Genomic DNA, 23,865 nt, shown 5'->3' with positions numbered 1-23,865 from the left:
TATCTGTTTCTGGTGACAGCATTATTGTTGTCACACTGCTGTCACCGATTGCTGTCACGGTGTTAATTGTTAATAATCAAATCGTTAAGCAGCAATCGGTGACAGGTGACAGATATATAATTAAAATAATTGTATAGAGAGGTTAGAACATAAACATGGCAACGGCAACAATACGGTTGTTACATACGGCATGGGTATCTTGAATTTTCCCATTGGACGTATTAAGCGAACCATACCATGCAGAACTTAATGTATATTCCAACCCGAATTTCCAGTGGGGGACATTGTAGGTCAGTTCTGCTCCTGCCGTAACTAATTGGTTAAGGTCTGTTCCTGTTCCATAAAGTTTTGCATCATTTCCTTTGGGAGCATATAGTGCATCACTTGTTCCCAGATTCTTGGCATAGCCTACGAAGATTCCCGGCTTCCATTTTTTTCCGTAGACAACGTTGAACCAAGAGCTGGAGAAACGTATCGGAGTATATTTTTGTTCTCCCGTTTGTTCGTTGACAGACTTGATCCCGAATCCGCCCAAGCCGGAAGCTTGTGTCAGATTGGATCCTAATACACTCTTCGCAGCGATGAACCAGTCTTTGTTGGTGTATTTCACATGAGCTTCGTATGAAAGAGTTGTGATGCGTTCGTCTACCTTATATGTATCTTTATTTACAGTGGACTCCGTACGTGGTTTCAATGATAACAACTCAATGCCTACGCCGGCCAGTAAACCGTCATTCTTATAATCAGCTCCGACATAAAATTCGGGAATACAGCTTTGCTTCAGATACTTATGTGTTTTCCCTTCCGGTCCTTGTGAAGTATATTGTGATTGCCACACTGCGGCTCCGGTAAGTTGGAAATTCTTGTTTGTATAGCGATAACGAATTTGTGGCGCACGGCTGAAGGGTTGGAACGGTGCTCCTACAGAGAGATTAAGAATCTGCGGAGACACATCTCCGAATAACGGATGCCAGTTTTGCCCGAGCAATAAAGCTGATTTTCCCCAATCCAGATTCAAATAAGCATGACGGAGACGAATGACTGAATAAGAAGTACCTGTGCCGCGGAAGTCAACTTCTACTTTGGCAGACGTCTTGGCTGTTCCCAGTTTGGGACCGGCAACGTCTACTCCGAGACGTGAGTATAAAGTATAGAAGTTACTGTTGGGTGTTGAATTCAGATCGTTCCCGTCCGGATCGCGCACTTTGTCTTTCGGATACATATAAAACAATCCATCTACGGTTTCCTCGTTAGCACGACTATTATAATAGAAGTCAGTACGAATCTGTCCGTAGAACTTAAACTTGAAATCCTGCATTTGTGCGAAGCTGCCTGATACGGTTATCAGACAAAGAAAGATTAGAATGTATTTTTTCATAATGTGCTTGTTTATAAACGGGCGCAAAATTACGAAAAATTACTGGTTATTAGTTTATCGTTGATTAAAAAAGGCAAGGATTGCCTGATTATATTTGTTGAGGCTTGTGCTTTTATGAATTGCTTTCAGTGATTTTCTGTCTGCTTGCGGCATTAAATATTCCCAGAAAGTTTTCATTTTATTCAAAAGCTGCTCGTCTCCTCCTTCCAACTGTTCTGCGTATTGACTGTATACGCATTTATGCATAGATTGCAATTTCTCCCTCATTTCATCGGACTCAAGTGCACGGTTTTGTCTATATTCCAATGCTAATGCCGGGTTGGCAAGCAATCCCCGTCCTATCATAATTCCGGCTAATCCGGGAAACTGTTCCTGAATGCGGTGAATATCTTCTACGCCATTGATATCCCCATTATAGATGAGCGGATGTTTGCAGACTCCCTGAAAAGCTTCAAACGCTTTAAGGTCAACTTCTCCTTTATATTGCTGTTTTCCCAAGCGGGGATGCATTGCCACTTGTCGCAAGGGTAGCTCATTGATAATCGGAGCCAGTTTCAGGCATTCTTCCGAATCTTCCCAACCCAACCTCATTTTGATAGAGAAACTTATTTGTGGATATTCTGTAATCAGGTTAAGTAATGCCTGAACTTCTTCAGGATAAGGAAGAATACCGGAACCATTGTGACGTTTAGCCAGCATAGGAAAAGGACATCCCATATTGATATCGACTTCTTTATATCCCTTTTCAATGAATAGGGATAAGATTTTTTCTGCTTTCTCAAAAGAGGGGGCTATCAGTTGGGGAATCAGGTGGGGTACTTGATTGTTCCCGGGTTCGATTCCCCGGACATCTCTATGGCGGAATCCTCCTTTTTCGAGTCGTACAAATGGGGTGTAATAAGTATCTATACCTCCGAAGCAGGCAGCATGAGCATTACGGTAAAACACTTCGGTGTAACCTTGTAATGGGGCAAAATGAATAGGAAGAGTCTTTGGCATTGTTTTTATTTTTGTGCAAAGATACAGAAAAAGTAAAAGAGAGGAGCCTCGCGGTCCCTCTCTTTCTGATGTTAAATTGATTAAAGTCTGATTTTTATAAACGTTTTCTATGATTGAAGGTTAGAAAAATTGGGGGATATATTTTTATTCTACAACGTTTATAGTCAGTTCACGTACTACTTGACCACCTTGATGGACGTAGTTTGCATTGTTGGCTACGAAGGTAGCGGTATATGTACCGGTCTCTTCATAGGTATGTGAGTATATCTCCAACGATTGCGAGATATTCTTAATCGCTACACCAGCGTCAGGATCGCAGGAACCGTTGAGTAAAAGTGGTTCAGAGATTAGCCAACTATTTTTTAGTGTAGCTCCAGCCGCAGAGCTAGATACAATTATTTCCGTCGGTAAATTTGTTTTCCAGAATCCGGGGACACCGCCATCAACTGCTCCATACTCTCTGTCTTTAACTTTGTCCGATTGCTGGTCACTTTCATTATTTACAATGTTTAGTGGTGTGAAACCTAGATTTTTTGCATAGACAGTTTCTGATTTATTATTATTAAAAGCCAATTCTATGCGTATATTTTTAAAGGAAAATTTAGGTTGTCTAACAGCACCATCCTGACCGCCTTTGTAATGGAAAGCAATGGTGATTTGCTTTCCAAGATAAGACGACAAGTTCTTAATGTATGGATATGATTTGTCGTTATTTTCTACTTTCACCGGCAATTCATCTGTCGGTATTAAATAGGTCCAGTCAAATCCTTCCACTAGTTGCTTGTCTGCTTCGAAATTATTCTTGGCCATTCCCGGAAATTTATCGGAAATGAAAATGTCTAATGCAGTCTGCGGTGTGTTTTTAGGCGGCGCATCATATTGGGCAATCATATCGAAATTAATTTCACATTTTTCGATATCCTCTATTTTCATTTCTGTCCGGTTCCGAAATCTATATTCATGGTCAATTTCTCCACTAAAGAATGTTATAAAATCCGGATCACCATCGAAGCTGAACGTTACCGGGCTTCCTTTCTTTACAGTCACAGTTTTGCCGTCGAAGCTGACATTGCTGTCTGTCACCACGCCAACTTCCATTGCTGTCTCTTCTTTCAATTCCTTGTCGCATGAAGCGAGACAGAGTCCGGCAAAAGCGATAGTCATCAAACTTTTATATATTGTCTTCATATCCTTTTTCTTTTTAAAGTTAATAAGAGATTTACCAACCCGGATTATTCGTTTTAATAGCACCGTTCGATCCTATTTCATTGGCAGGAATCGGGAAATAGTTGTAAGACTTCGGAATATTGAAGTAAGTGTATACATTGATTCCGAATTTCCAGGATTCGTCAGTCTGTGCCTTGTCCACTTGTTCCTGCATCAGTTTGTAATAGTCTCCCCAACGGATCAGGTCGAAGCGTCGTGTATATTCGAAGCAGAGTTCCATAGCGCGTTCGTCTTTGATAGCTTTGCGGAAGTTCTCTTCATCCAGATTTGCTTGAAGCTTGCTGATTCCTGCACGTTCTCTTACTGCATTGATACACTCATAAGCAAGATCATTAGGACCATGGTTGACTTCATTTTCAGCTTCTGCAATCATCAGCAGAATGTCAGAGTAGCGGAGAAGAGGAAAGTTGATGGAAGTATCGTTCTTGCTCTTCTTGTCTGCTTCGTATTCTCTACGATATTTGGCTGCAGCTCTGTTACGGTTCTTATTAGCATCATTCTTCGATTCGCGATCACCGTAAGTAGAACCTGGATCTGTTTTGCCATAGCTGAAGGATTGATCCCAATATTGTTGTTCCACTTCATCTCTTTTTCCTTTCACAAATTCACGACCGTCTACCGGAGTGCCTTCTCCTGCTGATTGGGTGTAGGTGAATGGAGCTATATTCCAGTTGCAACGGTCAATGTCACCGTTTGCTTCATACAATTCCAGTAGCTTAGGGGTATTCCAGATAAAAGCGTATGCATAACCCGGGTCACCTTTACCGGTGATGGAGGCTTTGGAAGAAAGGTCTTTTCCCTGAATACCGATGATATTACCAATTCTACCTTCTGCGCGTACATCCGTTGAACGGTTACCAGCAAATTCTACCTCCCAGATACTCTCATTAGCTTTGGCACCATCCTTATTGAGAGCTGTGTTATACTTGTCAGAACAAATGTCGATAAAGAAATCCCAATATTTGGCAGTCAGTGAATGGCCTTCGTTTTTAACTAACTGCGCATAGTAACTTGCCTTCTTGAAATATTCTGTAATCTCGGCGCTGGTCGTACTGTTGGCCAAACCTACTTCCTTGTCACGTTTAGGCTCACCGGCTCTGAACATATACACACGTGCCAGCATTCCCCAAGCTGCCGATTTGGAAACACGTCCCGGCAAATAGTTCAACTCTTGAGCAGATTTAAGATCCTCGGCAGAACCATACATCTCTTTGATGATAAAGTCATAAATCGTCTGTTTGTCCGTACGTGGAATAGAGAGATTGTAAGCATCTTCTGTAGAAGTAGTCTTAAAAGGTACATCTCCCCAACATTCTACCAAAGTGAAATAATAGAATGCGCGTAAGAAGCGGGCTTCCGCTTTATACTGCTTGCGGGTATCATCGTTTATATCGGGCACTGCATCAATATTCTCCAGGAAAATATTGGCTCTGTTGATACCGGAGTATAAGGTATACCACAATGCTGCAACAGTCGGATCACTCGTATTGGCATTGTTGCAGATCAAGCCACTTTTGTTAGGTCCGCGGTTAGCCCCTCCATAGTGTCCCAGATCGTCACCTCCTACAAGGTATAAGAATTCATTTCCGTAGAAGGAACTTTGCCCCAGAATAGCATAGGTTCCTGTTAGCCAAGAGGCAGCATCCGCTTCATTCTTGAAGTAATTTTCAGGGGTAGTGTACGTCGGGTCTTTTTCCAGGAAATCGCAGGAAGTCAGGTTAAGTCCGACAAGAAGTGATATGATGATTATTTTTATTGTTTTCATATACATAATTGTTTGAAGGATGATTGATTAGAAACCTAAGTTTATACCAAAACTGATAGAGTAGGCTCTCGGATAAGCGGAGAAGTCCAGTCCCGGAGTCAGTGCGCCTTCACGGATAGATACTTCCGGATCGTAACCGGAATATCCTGTACATGTCCATAGATTCTGACCTGCAACGAATACACGCGCATTGTCTATCTTCCATTTCTTGGTCAGTTGCTTCGGCAGTGTATATCCTAAAGATACGGTTTTCAGACGAAGGAAAGAACCGTCTTCGATAATACGTGTAGAGAACACTTTGTTAGAGCCGGAGTCGGTAGCTCTCGGAATATTGCTTTCCGGGTTTTCCGGTGTCCAACGATTTGCGTAACTTGCGTATTGGTTCAAGTCGCGTGTCTTATTGCTGTTCTCGAAGAACAGGCGGTTGGCATTCAATACATCGTTTCCATACGACCATTGGAAGAAGATACTCAAGTCGAATCCTTTGTATTCGAAATTGTTGGTAAATCCACCTGTATGTTTCGGCATACCGTTACCAATCATAGTACGGTCGTTATCGTCGATAATGCCGTCACCATTCAAGTCTGCGTATTTCGGCATACCCGGTTGTGTATTGCTTTCGGAAGAGAAGTAAGGAACATTACGTTTCAGTGTATATGTATCGCCCACTTTATCAAAATCTTCATATTTGTATGTACCTTCATAGATGAATCCGTACATCATTCCCATCGGATAACCCACTTTGGCAATGTAGCTGTATTGTGAGTTGTAGTTCTGGTCAAATTTGGCTGCACTCAACAGAGAGGATTGGTTTTCGGCCAATTCCAATACTTTGTTCTTGTTGAATGCGATATTAAAGTTGGTAGTCCAAGAGAAATGGCGGTTCCTGATATTGGTCGTGTTCAAGGTAAATTCGACACCTTGGTTGCGTACCTTTCCTACATTCTTCATGGCACTGAAATAGCCGGAAGAAGTGGGAAGTGCAGTATTCAGCAACAAATCACGAGTCGTTTTACGATACCAGTCTACGGTTAGTCCGATACGTTCGTCCAGGAAGCCCAAGTCCAGACCCAGATTCCACTGCTCGGTCGTTTCCCATTTCAGTTTTCTGTTTCTTAAAGAAGTAGGCACTGTACCTACACTTGTCAGACTGTTTTCGAACGGATATACACCACTTGGTAGGCTACCGATCGAAATAAAATCTCCAACTTTATCTTTTAATATCTGATATAAAGCATATGTGTCATATTCACCTACGCGGTTGTTACCGGTTAATCCCCAGCTTGCTCTTAATTTACCGGAAGAAACAACAGATTTCAATGGTTTCATGAAATCCTCTTCCATGAATCCCCAAGCCAATGAACCGGAAGGGAAGTAACCGAAACGGTTATCACCACGGAACTTGGAAGAACCGTCGGAACGGAAAGAAACTGTTGCGTAATACAATGATTTATAGTTATAATTCAAACGTCCCAGGAAAGAAAGCATAGACCAGGAACTCTTTAGTGATTTGGTCGTACTGGGAATTCCTTCGCTCATTCCTGCCATCCCGAGTGCTTCGTTCGGAATTTGCACTGTCTTGTATGAATAGTATTCATAGTCAGAATTTTGCAGGGTTACACCTACCATACTATTGAAGAAATGCTTCCGTTTGATATTGGTCTGATAGGTCAGAATATTTTCGTTCAACCATGTTGCACGTTGAGAATGATAGATTTCTGCATTCACCTTATCGGATGATTTCGGATTACCATAACGGGTCTTCGAGTTGTTGAATGTTTCCCCTTTGCGGGTATCGAACGTGTAACCGCCGGAAACTTTCAACTTCAATCCTTTGATAAATTCATATTCTGCAAATCCGTTGAACTGGATATAGTTGGCATACGTCTTGCGATATTCGTTTTTCAAAGACATGATAGGATTGAAACGATAGTCGTTGGTATTGTTTATCGCATCGTCCATGATGTTATCCATCAATGAATTTAAAGGTCTGTCCGGTTCCGTCACGGGGCGATATCCCCATACGCTATAGAACAGGTTGTTCATACCACTATATGAGTTCTGCGAAGGAGAACCACCGGTGGTTGTAGTGCTTGAATAGTTGGTTGTCAGATAGATTTTCAGTTTCTTCTTTTGAATGGTAGTACCCATACGGCCTTGTATACGCTTGTAGTTCGATTCCAACAAGATACCGTCCTGGTCATAATAAGATAAAGAAGCGTTGTAACGAACTCCTTCCGAACCACCGGTCAGGCTGACATTGTGGCTTTGCATCCATGCGCTGCGGAAGATTTCATCCTGCCAGTTATATTGCGGGATATTCCTATAATCTTCCAATCCCCATTTCTTGCCGTCATAATTCATGAAGTAGGTAGTTTCCATATCTTTTGGACTACGTTCTGCTTGTAGTTTGACGAACTCATAGGCATCCATCATCGGGATTGTTTTAGTGATATGCTGAATACCGAAACTTCCGTCGTATTTAATTTTAGGTTGTCCGATTGTACCTTTCTTGGTGGTAATCATCACAACGCCATTAGCGCCACGGGCACCGTAGATAGCGGTAGCAGAGGCGTCTTTCAGAAAATCAAGAGATTCTATATCATTCTGATTGATGGCTGCGGCTACGGAAGGGTCTTCCACCGGGAAACCGTCAATGACATAAAGAGGAGAGTTGTCCTGTGTCAATGAGTTGTTACCACGGATAACGATGTTCATCTGTCCGCCCGGCATACCTTCGCCCGAACTTACGTTGACACCGGCGATACGTCCGCCCAATGTCTCGCCGAAAGAAGCGGTCGGAGTGCTAAGCAGTTCTGCCATGCTGGCTTTGGCAACAGAACCCGTCAGGTCTCTCTTGCGTATTTCCTGATAGCCGACTACTACCACTTCATCCAATGTCTTTGTATCTTCCTTCAATGTGATAACCATTGGCTTTTGAGTGTCCGCCTTTATTTCTACAGTGACATAACCAATGAAAGAAATAACCAATATTGAATTCTTATTGGGTACGTTAAAAGCAAATTTACCATCAAGGTCAGTGATTGTTCCTTGTGAAGTACCTTGTACCTGAACACTGGCTCCCGGCACTCCTTCTCCTAAGTTGTCCTTCACTGTACCTTTAACAAGTACCTGTGCAAGTACAAAAGAAACAGAAAACAGGATCAGTCCGATGGAGGAGAGCATCCTTTTTCTAGTTTGAGTGGATAAATGTTTTTTCATATATTAAAAATTAAGTGATTTTATTGAATCTACGCTTGCAAAGATAGACGGATTGAATATTCTAATATGGATAGAATTATTCAAGATTGGTGCAAAATCATACAATTTTTCTGTTCTCATAAACTATTTCTCTTTTACGGATTCTAGTAATTCGGATAACTCTTTCACTATGTCGGGATGTTGTTTTGATACATTCGTTTTCTCCGATGGATCGGAGGATAAATCGTAAAGTTGAGGCTGTTTGTCGTTGCCTAACTCCATTTTCGTCCAATGTTCGATGGCGGGGCCGTCACTCGGTTCGATGTATTTCCATTGGCCTTTTATGATGGCAAGTGTGTTATTGAGATTCTGTTGAACGACATACTCACGGTTTGTATTATTTTTGCCGAGGAGAACGTTCAGATGTTCCTGACTGTCGGGGGCAGCTCCCTTGCGTAAAGGTTGGTCCAGAAGTGAGGCGAGCGATGCATACACATCTATTTGAGAGAAGAGAGCTTGTTGCTTGTTCGGCTTCACCCGGGCAGGCCAACGGACAATAAACGGAACGCGTGTACCCGCTTCGTAAGCACTGTATTTCCCGCCACGGTAGATCCCCATCGGAGTATGTCCGTTGAGAAGTTCGTAAGCTTGGTCTTGATAGCCGTCGTCGATAACAGGACCGTTGTCGCTGGTAAAGATAAGGATGGTGTTGTCTGCGATGTGGAGGCTATCCAGTGTGTGCATGATTTCACCGATGGTCCAGTCCAGTTGCAGGATGACGTCGCCACGAGTGCCGAGTCCGCTTTTGCCTGCGAAACGTGGGTGGGGGATGCGCGGTACATGTACGTCTTGCGTACCCATATATAAGAAGAAGGGTTCTTCCTGATGGGATGCAATGAAATTCTTAGCCTTGTTGGTGATGATATCAGCTATGTCTTCATCTTTCCAAAGAGCGGATTTTCCTCCGGTCATCCAGCCGATACGGGGAATACCGTTGATAATTGTATTATTGTGTCCCTGACTGGGTTTTAAAGTGACGAGCTCCGGGTTCTCTTCTCCCGTAGGCCAGTCGCCGACTTTGTGGTCATAACTTACGGTGATAGGATCATTGGGGTCAAGTCCTACGACATGTCCGTTTTCTACAAATACACAAGGTACACGGTCTACGGTAGCCGGAATAATAAATTCGTAGTCAAAACCGATGCTTTGTGCGTTAGGGGTAATCCGGTTGTTAAAGTCGGTTCCACCTTTCGGACCGAGTCCCAGATGCCATTTGCCTACTGCACCGGTTGCGTATCCTGCATCTTTCAGCATATCTGCCATGGTGACGCACGTAGTATCGATAATGAGTTCAGAGTTGCCGGGAGCAATCCCTGTGTTTTCTTGTCTCCATGGATACATACCGGTCAGGAGTCCGAAACGGGAAGGAGTGCTGGTGGCGGAAGTTGCATAAGCATTGGTAAATTGTACTCCTTGTCCTGCCAGCCGATCGATGTTGGGGGTACTCACTTTCGTTGCTCCATAACAGCTTAAATCACCAATGCCGAGATCATCTGCAAATATATAAATAATGTTAGGCTTTTGGTTATTCTGCCCATTGCTCTTTTGGGGTGCTTGATTGCATCCTGACAGCGTGACGATGCCGGACAACAGGGGAAGTAGACGCGAAACGTTTTTCATAATGCTGAGTGTTTTAGGAAATAATGTAATGAACACAAAGATAAGCGATTGGAAGAAAAAGAATGAGTAGGAATGTACAAGTGAAGTACAAAATAGTACACTTAAGAAGTTACCTTTTTTATTCGGGCGAAGATGTCCGGACTAAGAAACCGTTTATATCATAAATTTAGGCACGGATCACACGGATGAACGCTGTTGTTTTCATACTCATCGTTTTTTTAATCCGTGAAATCCGTGTGATCCGTGCCTAATAATATAAGATTATTTTGCAAGAGTGCTTGTACAGTTGCCTGCTAATCTGTTTCTTCCCCGTCTCCTTCTTCTCCGCTCTCTTCTCCTTTACGGTAAGCCAGCGGACTGACGTGATAAATCTCCTTGAAACATTTACTGAAATAGCGGGAGGAGGAGAACCCGATCCGGTCGGAAATCTCCGTGATATTCAGCTCCGGGTTATTCCTTAACATGACAGCACCCTTTTTGAGACGTATGCTTAGGATGAAATCATTCGGAGTCTGACCTGTCACAGCTTTCAGTTTGGTGAATAGGTTCGTACGTGCCATACCCATTTCGCGAGCGAAGATATTGACGTTGAAATCCGTATTGTCCAGATGACGTTCGATAATAGCCATCGCACGGTCGAGCATCTCCTTATCCATCGGGTTGGTAGCCAACATTTGGGCAAAAGCCTGTGGTTGTTTACTGAACTTCTCTTGCAGTAGTCGGCGGGAGTTAACCAAATTATTGCAGCGGGAAATCAGAAGATTGGTATTAAACGGTTTCGTGATATAATCATCCGCACCAATCTTCAAACCTTCGATATTGTGCTCTATGGCAGTACGCGCAGTTAATAATACCACCGGAATATGGCAGGTATTAAAGTCCGTCTTGATCTGTTTGCAAAGTTCCGTACCCGACATACGTGGCATCACGACATCACTTAAAATGATGCTTGGCATATCCTTCTGTATCATCTCTAATGCTTCTACTCCATCGGAAGCCGTACTGACCTGATAGAATGTTTCGAAAATACCGACTAACATCTGCTTGATAGACTCATTGTCTTCCACTATCAACATTTTGGCGTCTTCGATACGCTTGTTATCTTCTTCTTTCCATTCCGAATCAGGGATTACTTCTACTGAAGGAACAATAGTTTCTGTCTGTTGGAGGGTTTCCGTATCATCCTTTGCTATTTGCTCTTCTGTAAAGTGTTCCTTGCCTAGTTTGAGGGTAATGATGAAACTGCTTCCTTTGCCCGGTTCGCTTTCCACCCGGATTGTGCCGTGATGAAGTTCCACAATACCTTTCGTCAGTGCCAGTCCGATGCCTGTACCGGCTCCGGTATTCAGCGAGTTGAGATGTTCGGTCTGATAAAAGCGGTCGAATATCTTATCAATTTCGGCAGCGGCGATACCTGTACCGGTATCTTTTATTTCAATGATGACATGGTCTTTTTCCTGCGATACATTAATCGAAATCATATCTTCGGCCTTGGTATGCTTTACTGCATTAGACAGCAGGTTGTTTATCACTTTCTGCATCTGTTTTTGGTCATACCACACTTCAATGTCATCCTTCTGTTTGTTGAACTTGAAGTTGATTTGTTTGCTGCTGGCGTATTCGAGGAAGAGCAGATAATTCTCATACAGGAAGTTAACCAGGTTGTGCTGGCTTACTTTGATCTTCATGTGACCCTGTTCCTGTTTACGGAAATCAAGTAGTTCCGTAATCAGTTCCCGTAATTGGAGACTGTTCTTGTAGATTCCCAACACCTTATTATATATATTAGGCGTAAATGTCTGCACCTGCAACAAAGTTTCCACTTGTCCCACGATCAGCGTTAACGGTGTGCGGAATTCGTGTGAGATGTTAGTGAAGAAACGGAGTTTCGACTGGTTCAATGCTTCAAGGTCTTCAATATGCTTCTTCTCGTACTTCAAAGACTCACGGAGTTTGATGCGCGAATTATAGTTCTGAATAAGATACCATAACAGGCTGATAGTGACAATGGTATAAATCAGGTAAGCCCACCATGTCTCATACCATGAAGGGAGTACGATAATCAGCAGTCTGGCCTCTTTTATTCCTTCCTTTTGTGATTTGATGACAAGGGTATATTTACCCGGATTCAGGTTTGTATAAGTAATCAGCGTTTGCTTCCGGTAAGTATGGTTCCATTCGTCCGAGAAACCCTCCAGGCGATAGAGAATCTCATCTCTGTTGGCAGGGATGAAGTTGGAAGTGGCATATTCGATGCTAAACATTGATTGATTCGCTTTCAGACTGATTTCCGGAGTGTGACAGATTGACTGTTCCAGGATGCCGCTTTCATCTCCCGGAACTACTTCTTTTCCGTTGACAAGCAGGCGGGAAAGAATGATATTATATGATTTGGGAGTGAAGTGTAGCTTCTTTTCCCAGAAAGAAATCATTCCCTGAATACCACCAAGGAACACTTCTCCGTCATGTGTCACAAATAGTGCGTTTTCATTAACGGCGGTTAGCGGGAATCCGTTTTCCGTACCGTAATTATAGAATTTCTTGCTTGGATAGTCAAACTGTGAGAACCCTTGATTGGTAATCAGCAATAAGTCGCCTTTCTGTATGGATGATTCGCATACTTCGTAGATGCAGTCGCTGGATAAACCATCTGTTTGTACATCGAAGTTTTCAAAGTCATCACTTGCCTTACGGTAACGGTCGAGACCGCTTCCGGAGGTGCAGAACCACAGATTACCATTACTGTCCTGCATGATACTGTTGATATTATTGTTGCTAAGACTGTTCGGATTAGCGGGATTGTGCGGATAATTAGTAAGTTTACCGCTGTCGAACCGGTAAGAATAAACACCCTCCCCGGTAGCCGCAATCCACAATGTACCGTCTTTGTCGATGCAAAGACTGGCTACCATGCCAATGCCTCTTCCTTCTTTGGTTTCTTTAAAGAGTTGTTGGCAAGCACCTGTTGCCGGATTGAAAAGACAGACACCGTTTTGTGTGGCGACAACCAGCTTGTCCTTATAAGGTACAATGTCTCGGACAATATCCGAAGGTAGCGAAGTTGGGTCTCCCGCTTTCATCCGGTAGACTGTGAAACGGTTGGTACGCAGGTCGAGTTTGTTCAATCCTCCCAAGTGTGTACCTATCCACATAATTTCATTAGTCCGGTCGTAATAGATTGCTTTGACGTTGTTATGGGAAATACTATTTTTGCCCTCTTCGTGGCGATACCACCGATAGGTATTATTTTTCCGGTCGTACACATTCACGCCACCGCCTTCTGTACAGATCCATAAGTTTCCGTCTTTGTCCTCAGTCATTCTGCCGACAATCGGGCTACTTAAACCTTCTTTTTCTGTATCTCCCGTCTTGTAGCGGGTATAGATTTCATATTCCGGATTGAAATAGTTGACTCCTCCGAAATAAGTGCCCAGCCAAATTGTTCCTTGTTCATCTTTGACGATGCACCAGATAGAGGAGTGGGTGAGACCGTCGGGTTTGTTCGCGTTGGCAGTGTAAAGTTGGAATTTGCCTGTGCTCTTTTCATAGCGATTTAACCCGTGAAAGGTTCCTATCCACAGATTTCCTGCATTATCTTCACAGCAACTCCTTACGAAGTCGGCACAAATACTGTTTGGATTTTTTGGATCATGACGGAAGTTCTCAATGGTACCGTCTGTTTTTATCCGGTAGAGTCCTTCTTCCCAAGTACAAATCCATAATTCTTTAGACGAATTTTCGTAAATACTGGCGATATTACCTCTTGTGATAGGCTGGGAAATCTTCTTGTCTCCCGATAAACAGTAAAGTCCGTTACTGGTAGTTCCCATCCACAGATTTTTCTTTTCGTCCAGGTGGAGGCAGGAGAGGGTGATATCTTTTCCGGCAAGATGATAGTAGAGATCGAAGTTTCCCGTACTTTCATTATATACAAATACTTCTTCTCTTTTCCCGATATATAATTTCTCGTTGAAATAAATAGCATCCACATTGCCTTGCAGCAACGTTTTGAATCTTTGTGTGGTCAGATCGAATTCTGCCACTCCGTCCGTACAGAGCAGGTATACCTTTCCGTTTTTGTTTCCGGTGATGCGCAGCACTGTATTGCTGAACAAGCTGTTCGGATCGTTTTTATTAAGTTTGAAACTTTTGATATCGTTACCGTTATACCGGTTCAGTCCTTCACGCGTGCCGATCCATATAATTCCCCGTTCATCAATATAAAGGCTATTGACAGAAAATTGGGAGAGTCCGTCGTCCGTGGTCAAGTGGCTAAAAGTGATGTTTTGACCTTGTGTGCGGACTCCAGCTACGCTTAAAAATAGCAGAAATAAAAGAATTACTTTTCTCACTAATTTATTTTTTAAGGTGTTTACATCTATGCAAATATATTGTTTTTATTCGATTTCTGTGAACCTTATTAGAAGAAAGTAACTATAAAGTACCGGGAGAGAATCCTATTTAACAGAATTACTCTCCCGGTTTCTAACCTGACTAACCTCTTGTTATAGTGTTTGTGCCTGTTTCGTTTTTATCAGTTCAGATTATTACCACACTACATACTGATTGAAAAAACGAGTACTTTCAGCAATCCATGAGTCCATGTTCTCATAAGCTGCAAAGTGTCCTGATGTAGGGTAACATATCCAGCGTTTAGGTGTACGGATGTGATTGTATGCTGCAAAATTTGTATGTGGTGGTGTAATGTTGTCCTGAAGTCCGAATCCCATTAATACTGGGCATTTGATCCATCCGGTCAGATTTTTCAAGTCAAAGTAAGTTAGTAATGAGAATATTTTATCTTTGTCAATATTCTGCCGGGCAGCTCCTTCGAATACCAAGCTGGCAGGCCAGTGAACCAAACGGAAATAATCGGGATAGTCTGACAGAAAGGGTACGATAGGCGCAGCTGCGGAAATACGATGGTCGAGTGACGCTGCTGCTAATGTGAGCGCTCCACCTTGCGAAATACCTGTAGCAAAAAGGTTTTGTCCGTCAAAGCATGGCTGAGCAAAAATAAAATCAATACTGCGGACTGTATCAGCAAAAGCACCTCTGTAATAATAATGTTTGGGTGAATCCAGTCCGAAAGCAATCCACTCACCAAAGCGGTTATAAGGTTTGTTGAGGCCTTGTCCACGGGGTGGAATGACCAAGATACACCAACCGGGATAGTCGTCGGGACCGGGAATCCAGGTGACGGCATCATAACCTTGATAAACCACTACGGCCGGATGACTCTGACCATCTGTAGGGACTGCCCAATACCCTCGTAAGATTTCTCCTTCAAGCGAGCACATTTCTACTTCGTAAACATCACGCTCTGGCTTCGAAGATTCAGGTAGACGTGTCATTTTATAGGCAGGTTGTACACGTTTAAGTTCGGTGATGGTTTTATTCCAAAATCTTTTTAAGTTAGGGAGACCATCCGGTTTGGATAAAATCTGTTCGGCTTCGTATCCAAAGAAGAAATGTTTCAGAGTGTCGGTGCCAGCAATGAAACAAGCCTGGTAAAACCCGGGAGTGAGATTCATGAGAGTGACTGATGCACGACTGCGAAAGCCTCCACCGGGAGCTATCGAATCTGTTCCGAAAGAGTAGGTTATAAAGGTAGACGATACAGCATTGCCGAAATCTGTTGCAATGTCCATACGTATCCTATCCGAAAAACCTGACTGTGCAGATGTCAATTCCAGCATGAAGCGTACTGGATGTTCGTTATCGAACATCCAGTTTTGCTCAACAGGAATATTGAGATTTATGGTCTCCTGTGTATAACTTTTTATTGAGTATCCGGTCAGGAGTATAATGATGTATATCCACTTTTGCATCCTGTTAATCATTGTAATTACTCTTTGATATAAAACGTAATCAGCACTCCTTTATGATCGCTTGGCCACTGATTGTTTACGGGCGGAATGATTGGATCTTTGGTTTGTTCTTCTATTCTTTTTCCGCGTACAATAGAGCCTGTTGGACCTACTATCTGGGCATTTTTTATTTGTAGATTTTTATTTGGATAATAGTAAACGAAATCAATTCGTTCGCGTTCATCTGCCTCCGGTGCCCATGAGAGATTCTCTGGAATGACAGATTTATTGTCTGCAGGGAAAGTGAATCCCGGACATTTCACCGGATCGGGATGAATTACCCGGTAGGCATCTTTATATCCCCGTTGAACCAACAATTTGGAAGTTCCCCAATTGACGATACATCCGCGATGATCGAATAGTTCTTTTGTATCGGCCTGCCAATCCAGATAAGAAGGCTCATTCAGATCTCCGGCAAAAAACACGAGTGCTCCTTGCTCTAGCTCTTTGGCAGCGTTGTTGATAAAAGCTTGGGCGGATTCTATACGGTCTGATTCTTCGCAGACAGCAAGTATCTTGTCTACATCAGTGATAGGAGCCGGAAGTTTATCCCAATTAACGCTACCGTCATTGTATCCCCGGGGATAGTAACAGGTGTAGTAACGATACTCCGAATGTGCCGGGTAAACGGCCACTCGTTTCCCATTGACATCCAGAATCGCTTTGAACATCCATTTGTTGATGCGTTCTGTCTCTTTGATCGGATATTTTGATATGACCGCTCTTCCGTCTATTCGTGCATCGTAATAGATGAGTCCCTTATTTTTAAGCCCTTGCATTAGTTTAGGCATCACGGGATCGTCTTGCGGACCTTTATATAATTCGCAAAATGTAGCAATGTCTGGCTGTAGGGCAGCAATCTGTTCTATCAGATATTCCGGAGCATGCTCCACCTTGGTACACTCCACCCATAAGTTGAGTTGAAGGAACTTAATCTCTGTTTTCTTTCCTGTTTCTTCTTCCGGTACAGATACTTCCGTATCGGTTTTGGAACATGCAGTGATAACAGGAAGTATGGCAATAATAATAGTTAATAACCACTTTTGCATAATCTGTATTTTTTAGATTTGATTACCAGCCCGGATTCTGACAGTTAGTTCCTGAAGCATTCTGTAACCGGATTGCTTCGTCACCCGGTATTGGATATAATAGGAATTTTTCACTATATGCTTTTCGGTTATTATCTACTACAAAACGGGAGTAACTTCCATCCGAGTTTGCTTTCATTCCGGTGATTACTTTGTCTGTTTGATCCAGTATCTTCCAACGGCGTACATCAAAGAAGCGGTGTTCTTCAAAAGCAAGTTCTACGCGTCTTTCGTTCCTGATTCGCAGACGAAACTGATCACAGGATAATCCGTAAGGAATGCCTGGCATACCTACTCTGGAACGTACTGCATTGACTGCGTCTACCGCATCATTGGGTACAGTTCCGGTAGTGGATGCTTCATTAGCTGCCTCTGCATAATTCAAATATAATTCAGCCAGGCGGAACTCTTTGAAGTAGCCATCCAGATTGCCGGAACGTCCAGATTTATAATGCGAGAACTTACGTGTATAATAGCCGGTACAGGTGTAACGTGCATTACTGGGATCAAGTGCACAGTTTCCTCCTGTCTTGGTTGAGAGTAGTGCACCGGTTTCCAGGTTTAGTTTGGAACCATCATAATAAATAGAAGCTTTAAGACGCGGATCACGATTCTCATACGGTTTGGCTTGATTGTAGAGACCTTGAACAGCCGAATTCAAGTTAGGCTGTAGATGATTGGCATCTAGATAAGGGCTCTCTAAATTGAGCAGAGGATAAGATTCTGTCATGTCACCGTTCACAACTTCATAGGCATCAAGTAGCTCTTGCGACGGACACGCACCGGCATCTGTCTGGCCGTCGGTAGTTGGCAGGCCAGCATAATTCCACATATACATCTGTCCAACTTCCATAATGGTTTCTTTGTCATTAACTACCGGCAAGTCAGTGCGCGAATAGAAATACACATCATAAGGAGAATAACCAGCTGTAGCATTCGGCTGTTTCTTATAAAGTTCATAATTGTTCGCCAGACAGTCATCCAGAGACTTTTTAGTAATTTCTGCGGCTTCTGTCCAAGTGATTGTTCCGTCATTGTACAGAGGACTGGCTGCATAGAGTGATATCTGTGAACGGATGGCTGCACAGATGGCTTTTGTCATAACGTGACGGTAGTTCTCCTTATCTAAGGAACGCCATCCCCATTCTTCAACAGTGGGAATATCAATAGCAGCCTGACAATCAGCCAATATTTGGCGGGCGCACTCGCCAAATGTACCTCTTTTAACCTTGGTATAATCGTAGTCGGGAGTTGTTATGATGGGAACACCTCCATAACGTTTCACCAATTGAAGATAATAGAAAGCGCGTAATGTAAGTACCTGTGCCTTGAAACTGTTACGGATATCTTCTGAGTAGACACTGGCAGTAGGAATATTGGCAAGAAAGATGTTGCAGGCACGAATCCCTTGATAATAATAATTGTAGTTTTCCGGATTTCCTTCGATGCCCTCCAGCGGATTGCTGAAGGGAGATAATTGTCCTTCATTCCATTTGCGGGTAACTCCGTTCTGTAGTTCCCAGGAATCTTTGGCTTCATCCGTACAACCAGCTAGCATGGTATAGTTATAGTTCATTCCGTAATTCAGAATCCATCCATAACATTGATTCATATAAGTATACGTTTTACGGTTCGTGGTAAACAAATCGCTGTAATCCGTACGGCCGTCCGGATGATCTTCAATTTCAGTACATCCTATGAATGAGGATAATATGAGCAAGGAGAATACTCCTGATATGATTTTATTTATTTTCATAACTTCAGTCTTTAGAAATTCAGGTTAAGTCCTATGTTAAATGTTCTGTAAATGGGGTATACAGAGTAGGAATATTGTTCCGGGTCCAGATTATCGAACTTGAGAGATGAGGTGGTCAATAAATTGGCTCCGCTGATATAGAATCTCATTTTCTCCAGTTTCAGCTTACTGCTCCAACGTTTAGGAAGTGTATAACCTAATACTACATTCTTCAATCTCATATAGTTATTTTTGGAATAGAAGAATTCATTTGATTGGAGACTTGAAGAGCTTCCTGTGGTCAAAGCCGGATAGCTGATTTTTTCATTTGCCGCATAGCGATCTGCTGTCCAGGCATTACGGTGAAGGTCTGTGTACACTCCTTGGTAAGCATTATCGAAGGTACCGCATCCACTGTAATAGGCTGCTGTACCTGATACACCTTGTAACTGAACATACAAGTCAAAGTTTTTGTATTCCAGTTGAATAGAACCACCATAAGAAAGTGTAGGTAGTGTCTGGGCTTTGTCCATCGGTGCCTGGTCACGCTCATCTATATTTCCGTCGTTATTTAAGTCTTTGTAAATGAAATCACCTGGGCGTGGAGAAGCACCAGAGAATCGCAGACCGCTTTTATCTATTTCCTCCTGGCTATTATAGTAGCCGTTTCCGTTGGAATAGTCAATCAGATATCCGAACTGTTGTCCTGCAGAATAGCCGGTTTTACGATATGGATAGTAATATCCGCTGGCGGTACGGTTCAACTCTTTTATGTCAGTTACTTCATTTTTATTGTATCCCATATTCCCTCTGATAGTCATTCTTAATCCACATTTCAGATTCTTGATATAAGATAATTCGATATCAAATCCTTTGTTGTTCATCTTACCCAGATTTTCAAATGGCAGATTTTCACTGGCGATACCTTGTGCAGAAGATACACTGTTATCTTGGATAGCCATTTGGGTCTGTTTCACGTTCCAATAATCAAATGTGATACCTAGTGAGTTGAATAAGGTAACATCTATTCCATAATTTTGCTGGAAAGATTCTTCATAGTGGATATATGGATTACCTTGCATACCTTCTACAGTGTGAAAGCCATAGTAGTTGCTTAGTAAGTAACCTGCATCTTTATAACGTACATCCGTAGCATACAGGAAACGGGTGTCAGATATCTGGTCATTACCCAGCCATCCGGCAGATGCGCGTATTTTGAGGAAGGACAGCCAATCTGTGTCTTTCAGGAAACTTTCGTTGGATACCACCCAAGCGGCAGATACTGTCGGGAAGAATTTAAAACGGTTACCCGGTCTGAACTGTTCTGTACCATCGTAGGTAAAGTCTCCCTGTATATAGTATCGTGAATTATAGCCGTATTTCACATGTCCCATCAATGACAAACGATCGTATGGGAGATCACCGTTTTTCATCATATTCTCATTGAAATAGCTGACAAATGCATCTACTTCATGTCTGCCTCCAAAAATACGATTATAGTTGATGAATCCTTGGAAGTTGATAAAGTAGCGCATATTAGCGGTCTTGCTTAAACTTAGAGGAAGAGTGGTGTGAGTACCGAAAAGTCCGCTGCCATTGGCTGCATAACGTGCGTAGTCGGTAGAACCATAGATTGTTCCGTCATAGTTTGCTTCATAACCTACTATTCCTTTTACGCTCAATCCTTTAGTCAGGAATCCCAGATCCAGATTCATTCCATAAGCGACGTTCAGATTGATACCTGTTTGATGGCTATATCCAGAACGGTTGATAAGTCCGTAAGTGGGATATTCATTGTATTCTGCAGTAATCACTTTTCCGTCTTCGGTGATAGGTCCAGGTACGGTGGGGGCCATCTGATAGATCGAATTCATGATATCTCCTGTCCCGTTGTATCCTTGATTCATCCGGTCGATAGTGACATTTGTGTTAAGGAAACAGTTTAGATAACGATGCAGAGTGACGTCCACATTAGCTAAAATGTTGAAGCGATGCAATTTGAGTGCAGGATTATAATTATCATTCTTCTCTGCATCAATCAGGCTGTTTTGGTGAAGATAACCGGCATTAACAAGGTATTTAACCCGGTTGTTACCTCCGCTGATATTGACGTTGTAACGTTGCATACTGGCTGCGTCATTCATAAAAGTGTCATACCAGTCGTGTCCCGGCATAGTTCCATCTGTAAATCCGGCTATTTCATATAAAGAATAGAGTGGAGTGCCACCGTCATTGAGTAAGGCCTGGTTACGCATTTGTGCGTATTCACCGGTACTTACTATTTTAGGACGCTGGGTAGCCTGTTGTATGGAGAAGTCCATGTTCACATTTACTTTAGTACGTCCTATTTCGCCTCTTTTTGTAGTAATAAGAATTACTCCGGAAGAAGCTCGCGGACCATATAATGCTTTAGCTGCGGCATCTTTCAGAATACTGACAGATTCTACAGTGTTGGCATCGAGTGTATTCATATCGAATAATGGAGCCGGAATTCCATCGAGTACAACCAAAGGTGAATTACCATTTATGGAATTCAGACCACGTATATACATCGTTGTTGCATCATCGGCTGGTGTGCTGGTGGATTGGATAGAAGTCAATCCTGCCAAGCGTCCGGTCAGCGTAGCTGAAAATCCGCTATTAGGTGTTTTAACTAACTCTTCTCCCTGAACGGTAGAGATTGCTCCTGTATAACCTCCTTTTCTCTCTTTTTGCAGCATGGCTACTTCGAGAGATGTATCCTGACCGGCGATATCTGATATCAGACGAAACTCCACCGGTTTATTCAGAGTGAATTTCATTGTCTGGTTCCGATATCCTGGAATCTTACAAATGACCATACTGGCTCCCGACGGAATCTCCATGATGAATTTTCCGTCTTTGTCACTGCTTGTGGTGTATTCGGGATTGTCCGGAACAGAAATGATTGCACCCTCTAAGGGTTTGTTGCTCTCATTCCGCACCACACCGGATATTACTTCTTGCACTTGTGCCCGGCATACTTCGTTGCCCGCAAACAGGCATACGATGCACAAAAGTGTGATTATTCTGTTTTTCATATACATTCTGTTTTATGATTACCATCCTGCATTTTGCCACGTCTGTCCTGTCGTGCCTTCCAATACGGCTGCTTCACTGGCAGGGATAGGATATACGTGCCATTTCTTTTCGTAACTCATTTTACTCGGCTTGCCGCCGTCTGTTCCTAAAATAATTCTTTCATAAGAGAATGAATTTCCATTCTTGGTGATTTTCATACCTGTGGTAAACTTCTCGTTTTCCATGTTCTCATTTGCTGGTGTCCAGCGGCGGATGTCGAAATATCTGTCTTCTTCGCAAGCCAGTTCTACCTGACGTTCATGGCGTACTAACAAGCGTGCTTCGTTCTTATCATTTGTAGACAAATCAACCGAGGGATCAAAGCCTGCCCGATGGCGGATTTCATTGATCCATCCCAGACCTTCGGTGAGATGACCGCTTTCAATGGCTGCTTCGGCTGCGTTCAGATAGATTTTGCCTAACCGGTAGAAACGGAAACGTCCGTCATATCCAGCCACTCCGGCTGCTTTACAGTTACCGTTCACCATTCTCTTTCTCCAATAATAACCGGTACGTGTGTTGGTATTTCCACTGGTACGGATTTCGCTGTTTCCTCCTACATATGTTTCTACAACTGCCGGTTCTTTGCCTAACAGAACTGGACTGTTATTGTAAAAAACAGTAGCCTGTAAACGTAAATCGCGTCCATTATAGGGATTTGCAGGATCATAACCACTATTGGGATTGTAATTAGGAGACAGATGCTTCTCATCATTATAAGGTTTTGACAAATTCAATATTGGTTTTCCGGTTGCTAACATATCATAGGCGTCTACTAACTCCTGAGAAGGCACAATGGTGAGTTGGGCATTCCCTAATACCGGTGCTCCGATAACATCATACAAAGGATTTGTATACGGGTCGGGCCAATAACCTTCTGTGCTTTGCCAGATTGTTTCTTTGTCACTGGGATCTGTTCCAATGTAGTTATTGAGCGTGAAGTACTCCATATAAGCATTGTTATAATACTTTTCCGTATCCGAACATTTAGTATAGAGTTCGTAGCCGTTGGCTTTCAGTTGTTCCAAACAGTCTTTATTGATCGTGTAAGCCCATTCCCATAGATCCTTTCCACCATTGTTATAAGTGCTGGCAGCAAACAAAGATGCTTCGGAACGGATAGCCATTGCGATGCCTTTGGTCATTCTGATCTTTTCGTTGAGCGTTGTCAGCCTCCAGGGAAGATTGGCTGATTTAAGGGCTGTTTCGCAATCGTCTACAATGAAGCGGGCACAGTCCTCAAAGCTGGGGCGTGATAAGGTTGAAAAATCATAATCCAGCCCGTAAGGCTCCTTTTCAATAGGTACAGGACCATACCATTTCAACAGTTCCATATAGAAATAAGCGCGGAGTACATGAGCTTCCGCTACCCAGCGGTCACGATCTGTTTCGCTCGGGATGGCAGCAGTGGCTGCCCGTTGGAGGAATGTGTTGATGGTGCGGATTTGTCCCCAGTATAATTGCCAGTATCCTCCTTCCGAGTAGGTATCACCCATGTCTCTACGAACATCAAGATAGAAGTCTGTAGTAGTACAGTTACCTGATGCGGCATGTGCAAAGCCACCGCCGGAACCATCTGTGCAATCCCATGCTTCGTCACTAAGTGCCACAGGATAGTTGCTCCAGAAGTGATATCGCAAACTCTTTTTGGGCAGGTAGTCAAAACAAGTGCTGAAATAAGCTTTGGTCAGATCAGGATCCTGAAATACTTCATCCAGCGATAATCTTCCGTCAGGAGCTACATCCAATGCTTCGTTACAAGAACTGAATGTGAGCAGAGAAGCAAACATGCATATATAAATAAATCTTTTTTTCATATCGGG

General features: G+C 42.9%; 12 protein-coding genes. All 12 read right to left on the bottom strand.

What is annotated here, in order from left to right:
• Positions 1–142: 142 nt before the first annotated feature.
• The 12 genes from I2I13_RS14570 to I2I13_RS14515 all read right to left on the bottom strand — a co-directional run bounded on the left by I2I13_RS14570 (position 143) and on the right by I2I13_RS14515 (position 23,859).
• Positions 143–1,378 (bottom strand): DcaP family trimeric outer membrane transporter, encoded by a 1,236-nt coding sequence (locus tag I2I13_RS14570; RefSeq protein WP_195649804.1) that lies wholly within the window; start codon positions 1,376–1,378, stop codon positions 143–145.
• A 54-nt stretch (positions 1,379–1,432) separates the two neighbouring features.
• Positions 1,433–2,377: a tRNA-dihydrouridine synthase family protein gene (locus I2I13_RS14565; protein WP_148365474.1), complete on the bottom strand. Its 945-nt coding sequence runs from the start codon at positions 2,375–2,377 to the stop codon at positions 1,433–1,435.
• Positions 2,378–2,521: 144 nt separating this feature from the next.
• Positions 2,522–3,565 (bottom strand): DUF5017 domain-containing protein, encoded by a 1,044-nt coding sequence (locus tag I2I13_RS14560; protein WP_148365475.1) that lies wholly within the window; start codon positions 3,563–3,565, stop codon positions 2,522–2,524.
• A gap of 31 nt (positions 3,566–3,596) precedes the next feature.
• On the bottom strand, positions 3,597–5,369 hold the full coding sequence (locus tag I2I13_RS14555) for a RagB/SusD family nutrient uptake outer membrane protein (protein WP_099147532.1): 1,773 nt from the start codon (positions 5,367–5,369) through the stop codon (positions 3,597–3,599).
• Positions 5,370–5,396: 27 nt separating this feature from the next.
• Positions 5,397–8,555 (bottom strand): TonB-dependent receptor, encoded by a 3,159-nt coding sequence (locus tag I2I13_RS14550; RefSeq protein ID WP_074558201.1) that lies wholly within the window; start codon positions 8,553–8,555, stop codon positions 5,397–5,399.
• A gap of 159 nt (positions 8,556–8,714) precedes the next feature.
• Positions 8,715–10,250, bottom strand: a complete 1,536-nt coding sequence (locus tag I2I13_RS14545; protein WP_148365477.1) for a sulfatase-like hydrolase/transferase — start codon at positions 10,248–10,250, stop codon at positions 8,715–8,717.
• Between the two features lie 293 nt (positions 10,251–10,543).
• Positions 10,544–14,602, bottom strand: a complete 4,059-nt coding sequence (locus I2I13_RS14540; protein WP_195649803.1) for a two-component regulator propeller domain-containing protein — start codon at positions 14,600–14,602, stop codon at positions 10,544–10,546.
• 195 nt (positions 14,603–14,797) lie between these two features.
• Positions 14,798–16,093: an acetylxylan esterase gene (locus tag I2I13_RS14535; RefSeq protein ID WP_195649802.1), complete on the bottom strand. Its 1,296-nt coding sequence runs from the start codon at positions 16,091–16,093 to the stop codon at positions 14,798–14,800.
• Positions 16,094–16,098: 5 nt separating this feature from the next.
• A complete protein-coding gene (locus tag I2I13_RS14530; protein WP_195649801.1) occupies positions 16,099–17,169 on the bottom strand; it encodes an endonuclease/exonuclease/phosphatase family protein in 1,071 nt (356 codons plus the stop codon).
• A 22-nt stretch (positions 17,170–17,191) separates the two neighbouring features.
• On the bottom strand, positions 17,192–18,964 hold the full coding sequence (locus I2I13_RS14525) for a RagB/SusD family nutrient uptake outer membrane protein (RefSeq protein WP_008776112.1): 1,773 nt from the start codon (positions 18,962–18,964) through the stop codon (positions 17,192–17,194).
• Positions 18,965–18,975: 11 nt separating this feature from the next.
• Positions 18,976–22,008 carry a SusC/RagA family TonB-linked outer membrane protein gene (locus tag I2I13_RS14520; RefSeq protein ID WP_195649800.1) on the bottom strand — a complete coding sequence of 1,011 codons (3,033 nt, stop codon included), beginning with the start codon at positions 22,006–22,008 and terminating at the stop codon, positions 18,976–18,978.
• A gap of 12 nt (positions 22,009–22,020) precedes the next feature.
• Positions 22,021–23,859 carry a RagB/SusD family nutrient uptake outer membrane protein gene (locus I2I13_RS14515; RefSeq protein ID WP_195649799.1) on the bottom strand — a complete coding sequence of 613 codons (1,839 nt, stop codon included), beginning with the start codon at positions 23,857–23,859 and terminating at the stop codon, positions 22,021–22,023.
• Positions 23,860–23,865: the final 6 nt, after the last annotated feature.

The sequence above is a fragment of the Bacteroides sp. D55t1_190419_B8 genome (genome assembly GCF_015558905.1).
GTDB lineage: Bacteria > Bacteroidota > Bacteroidia > Bacteroidales > Bacteroidaceae > Bacteroides > Bacteroides vicugnae.
This window is presented reverse-complemented; position numbering and strand designations above follow the sequence as displayed.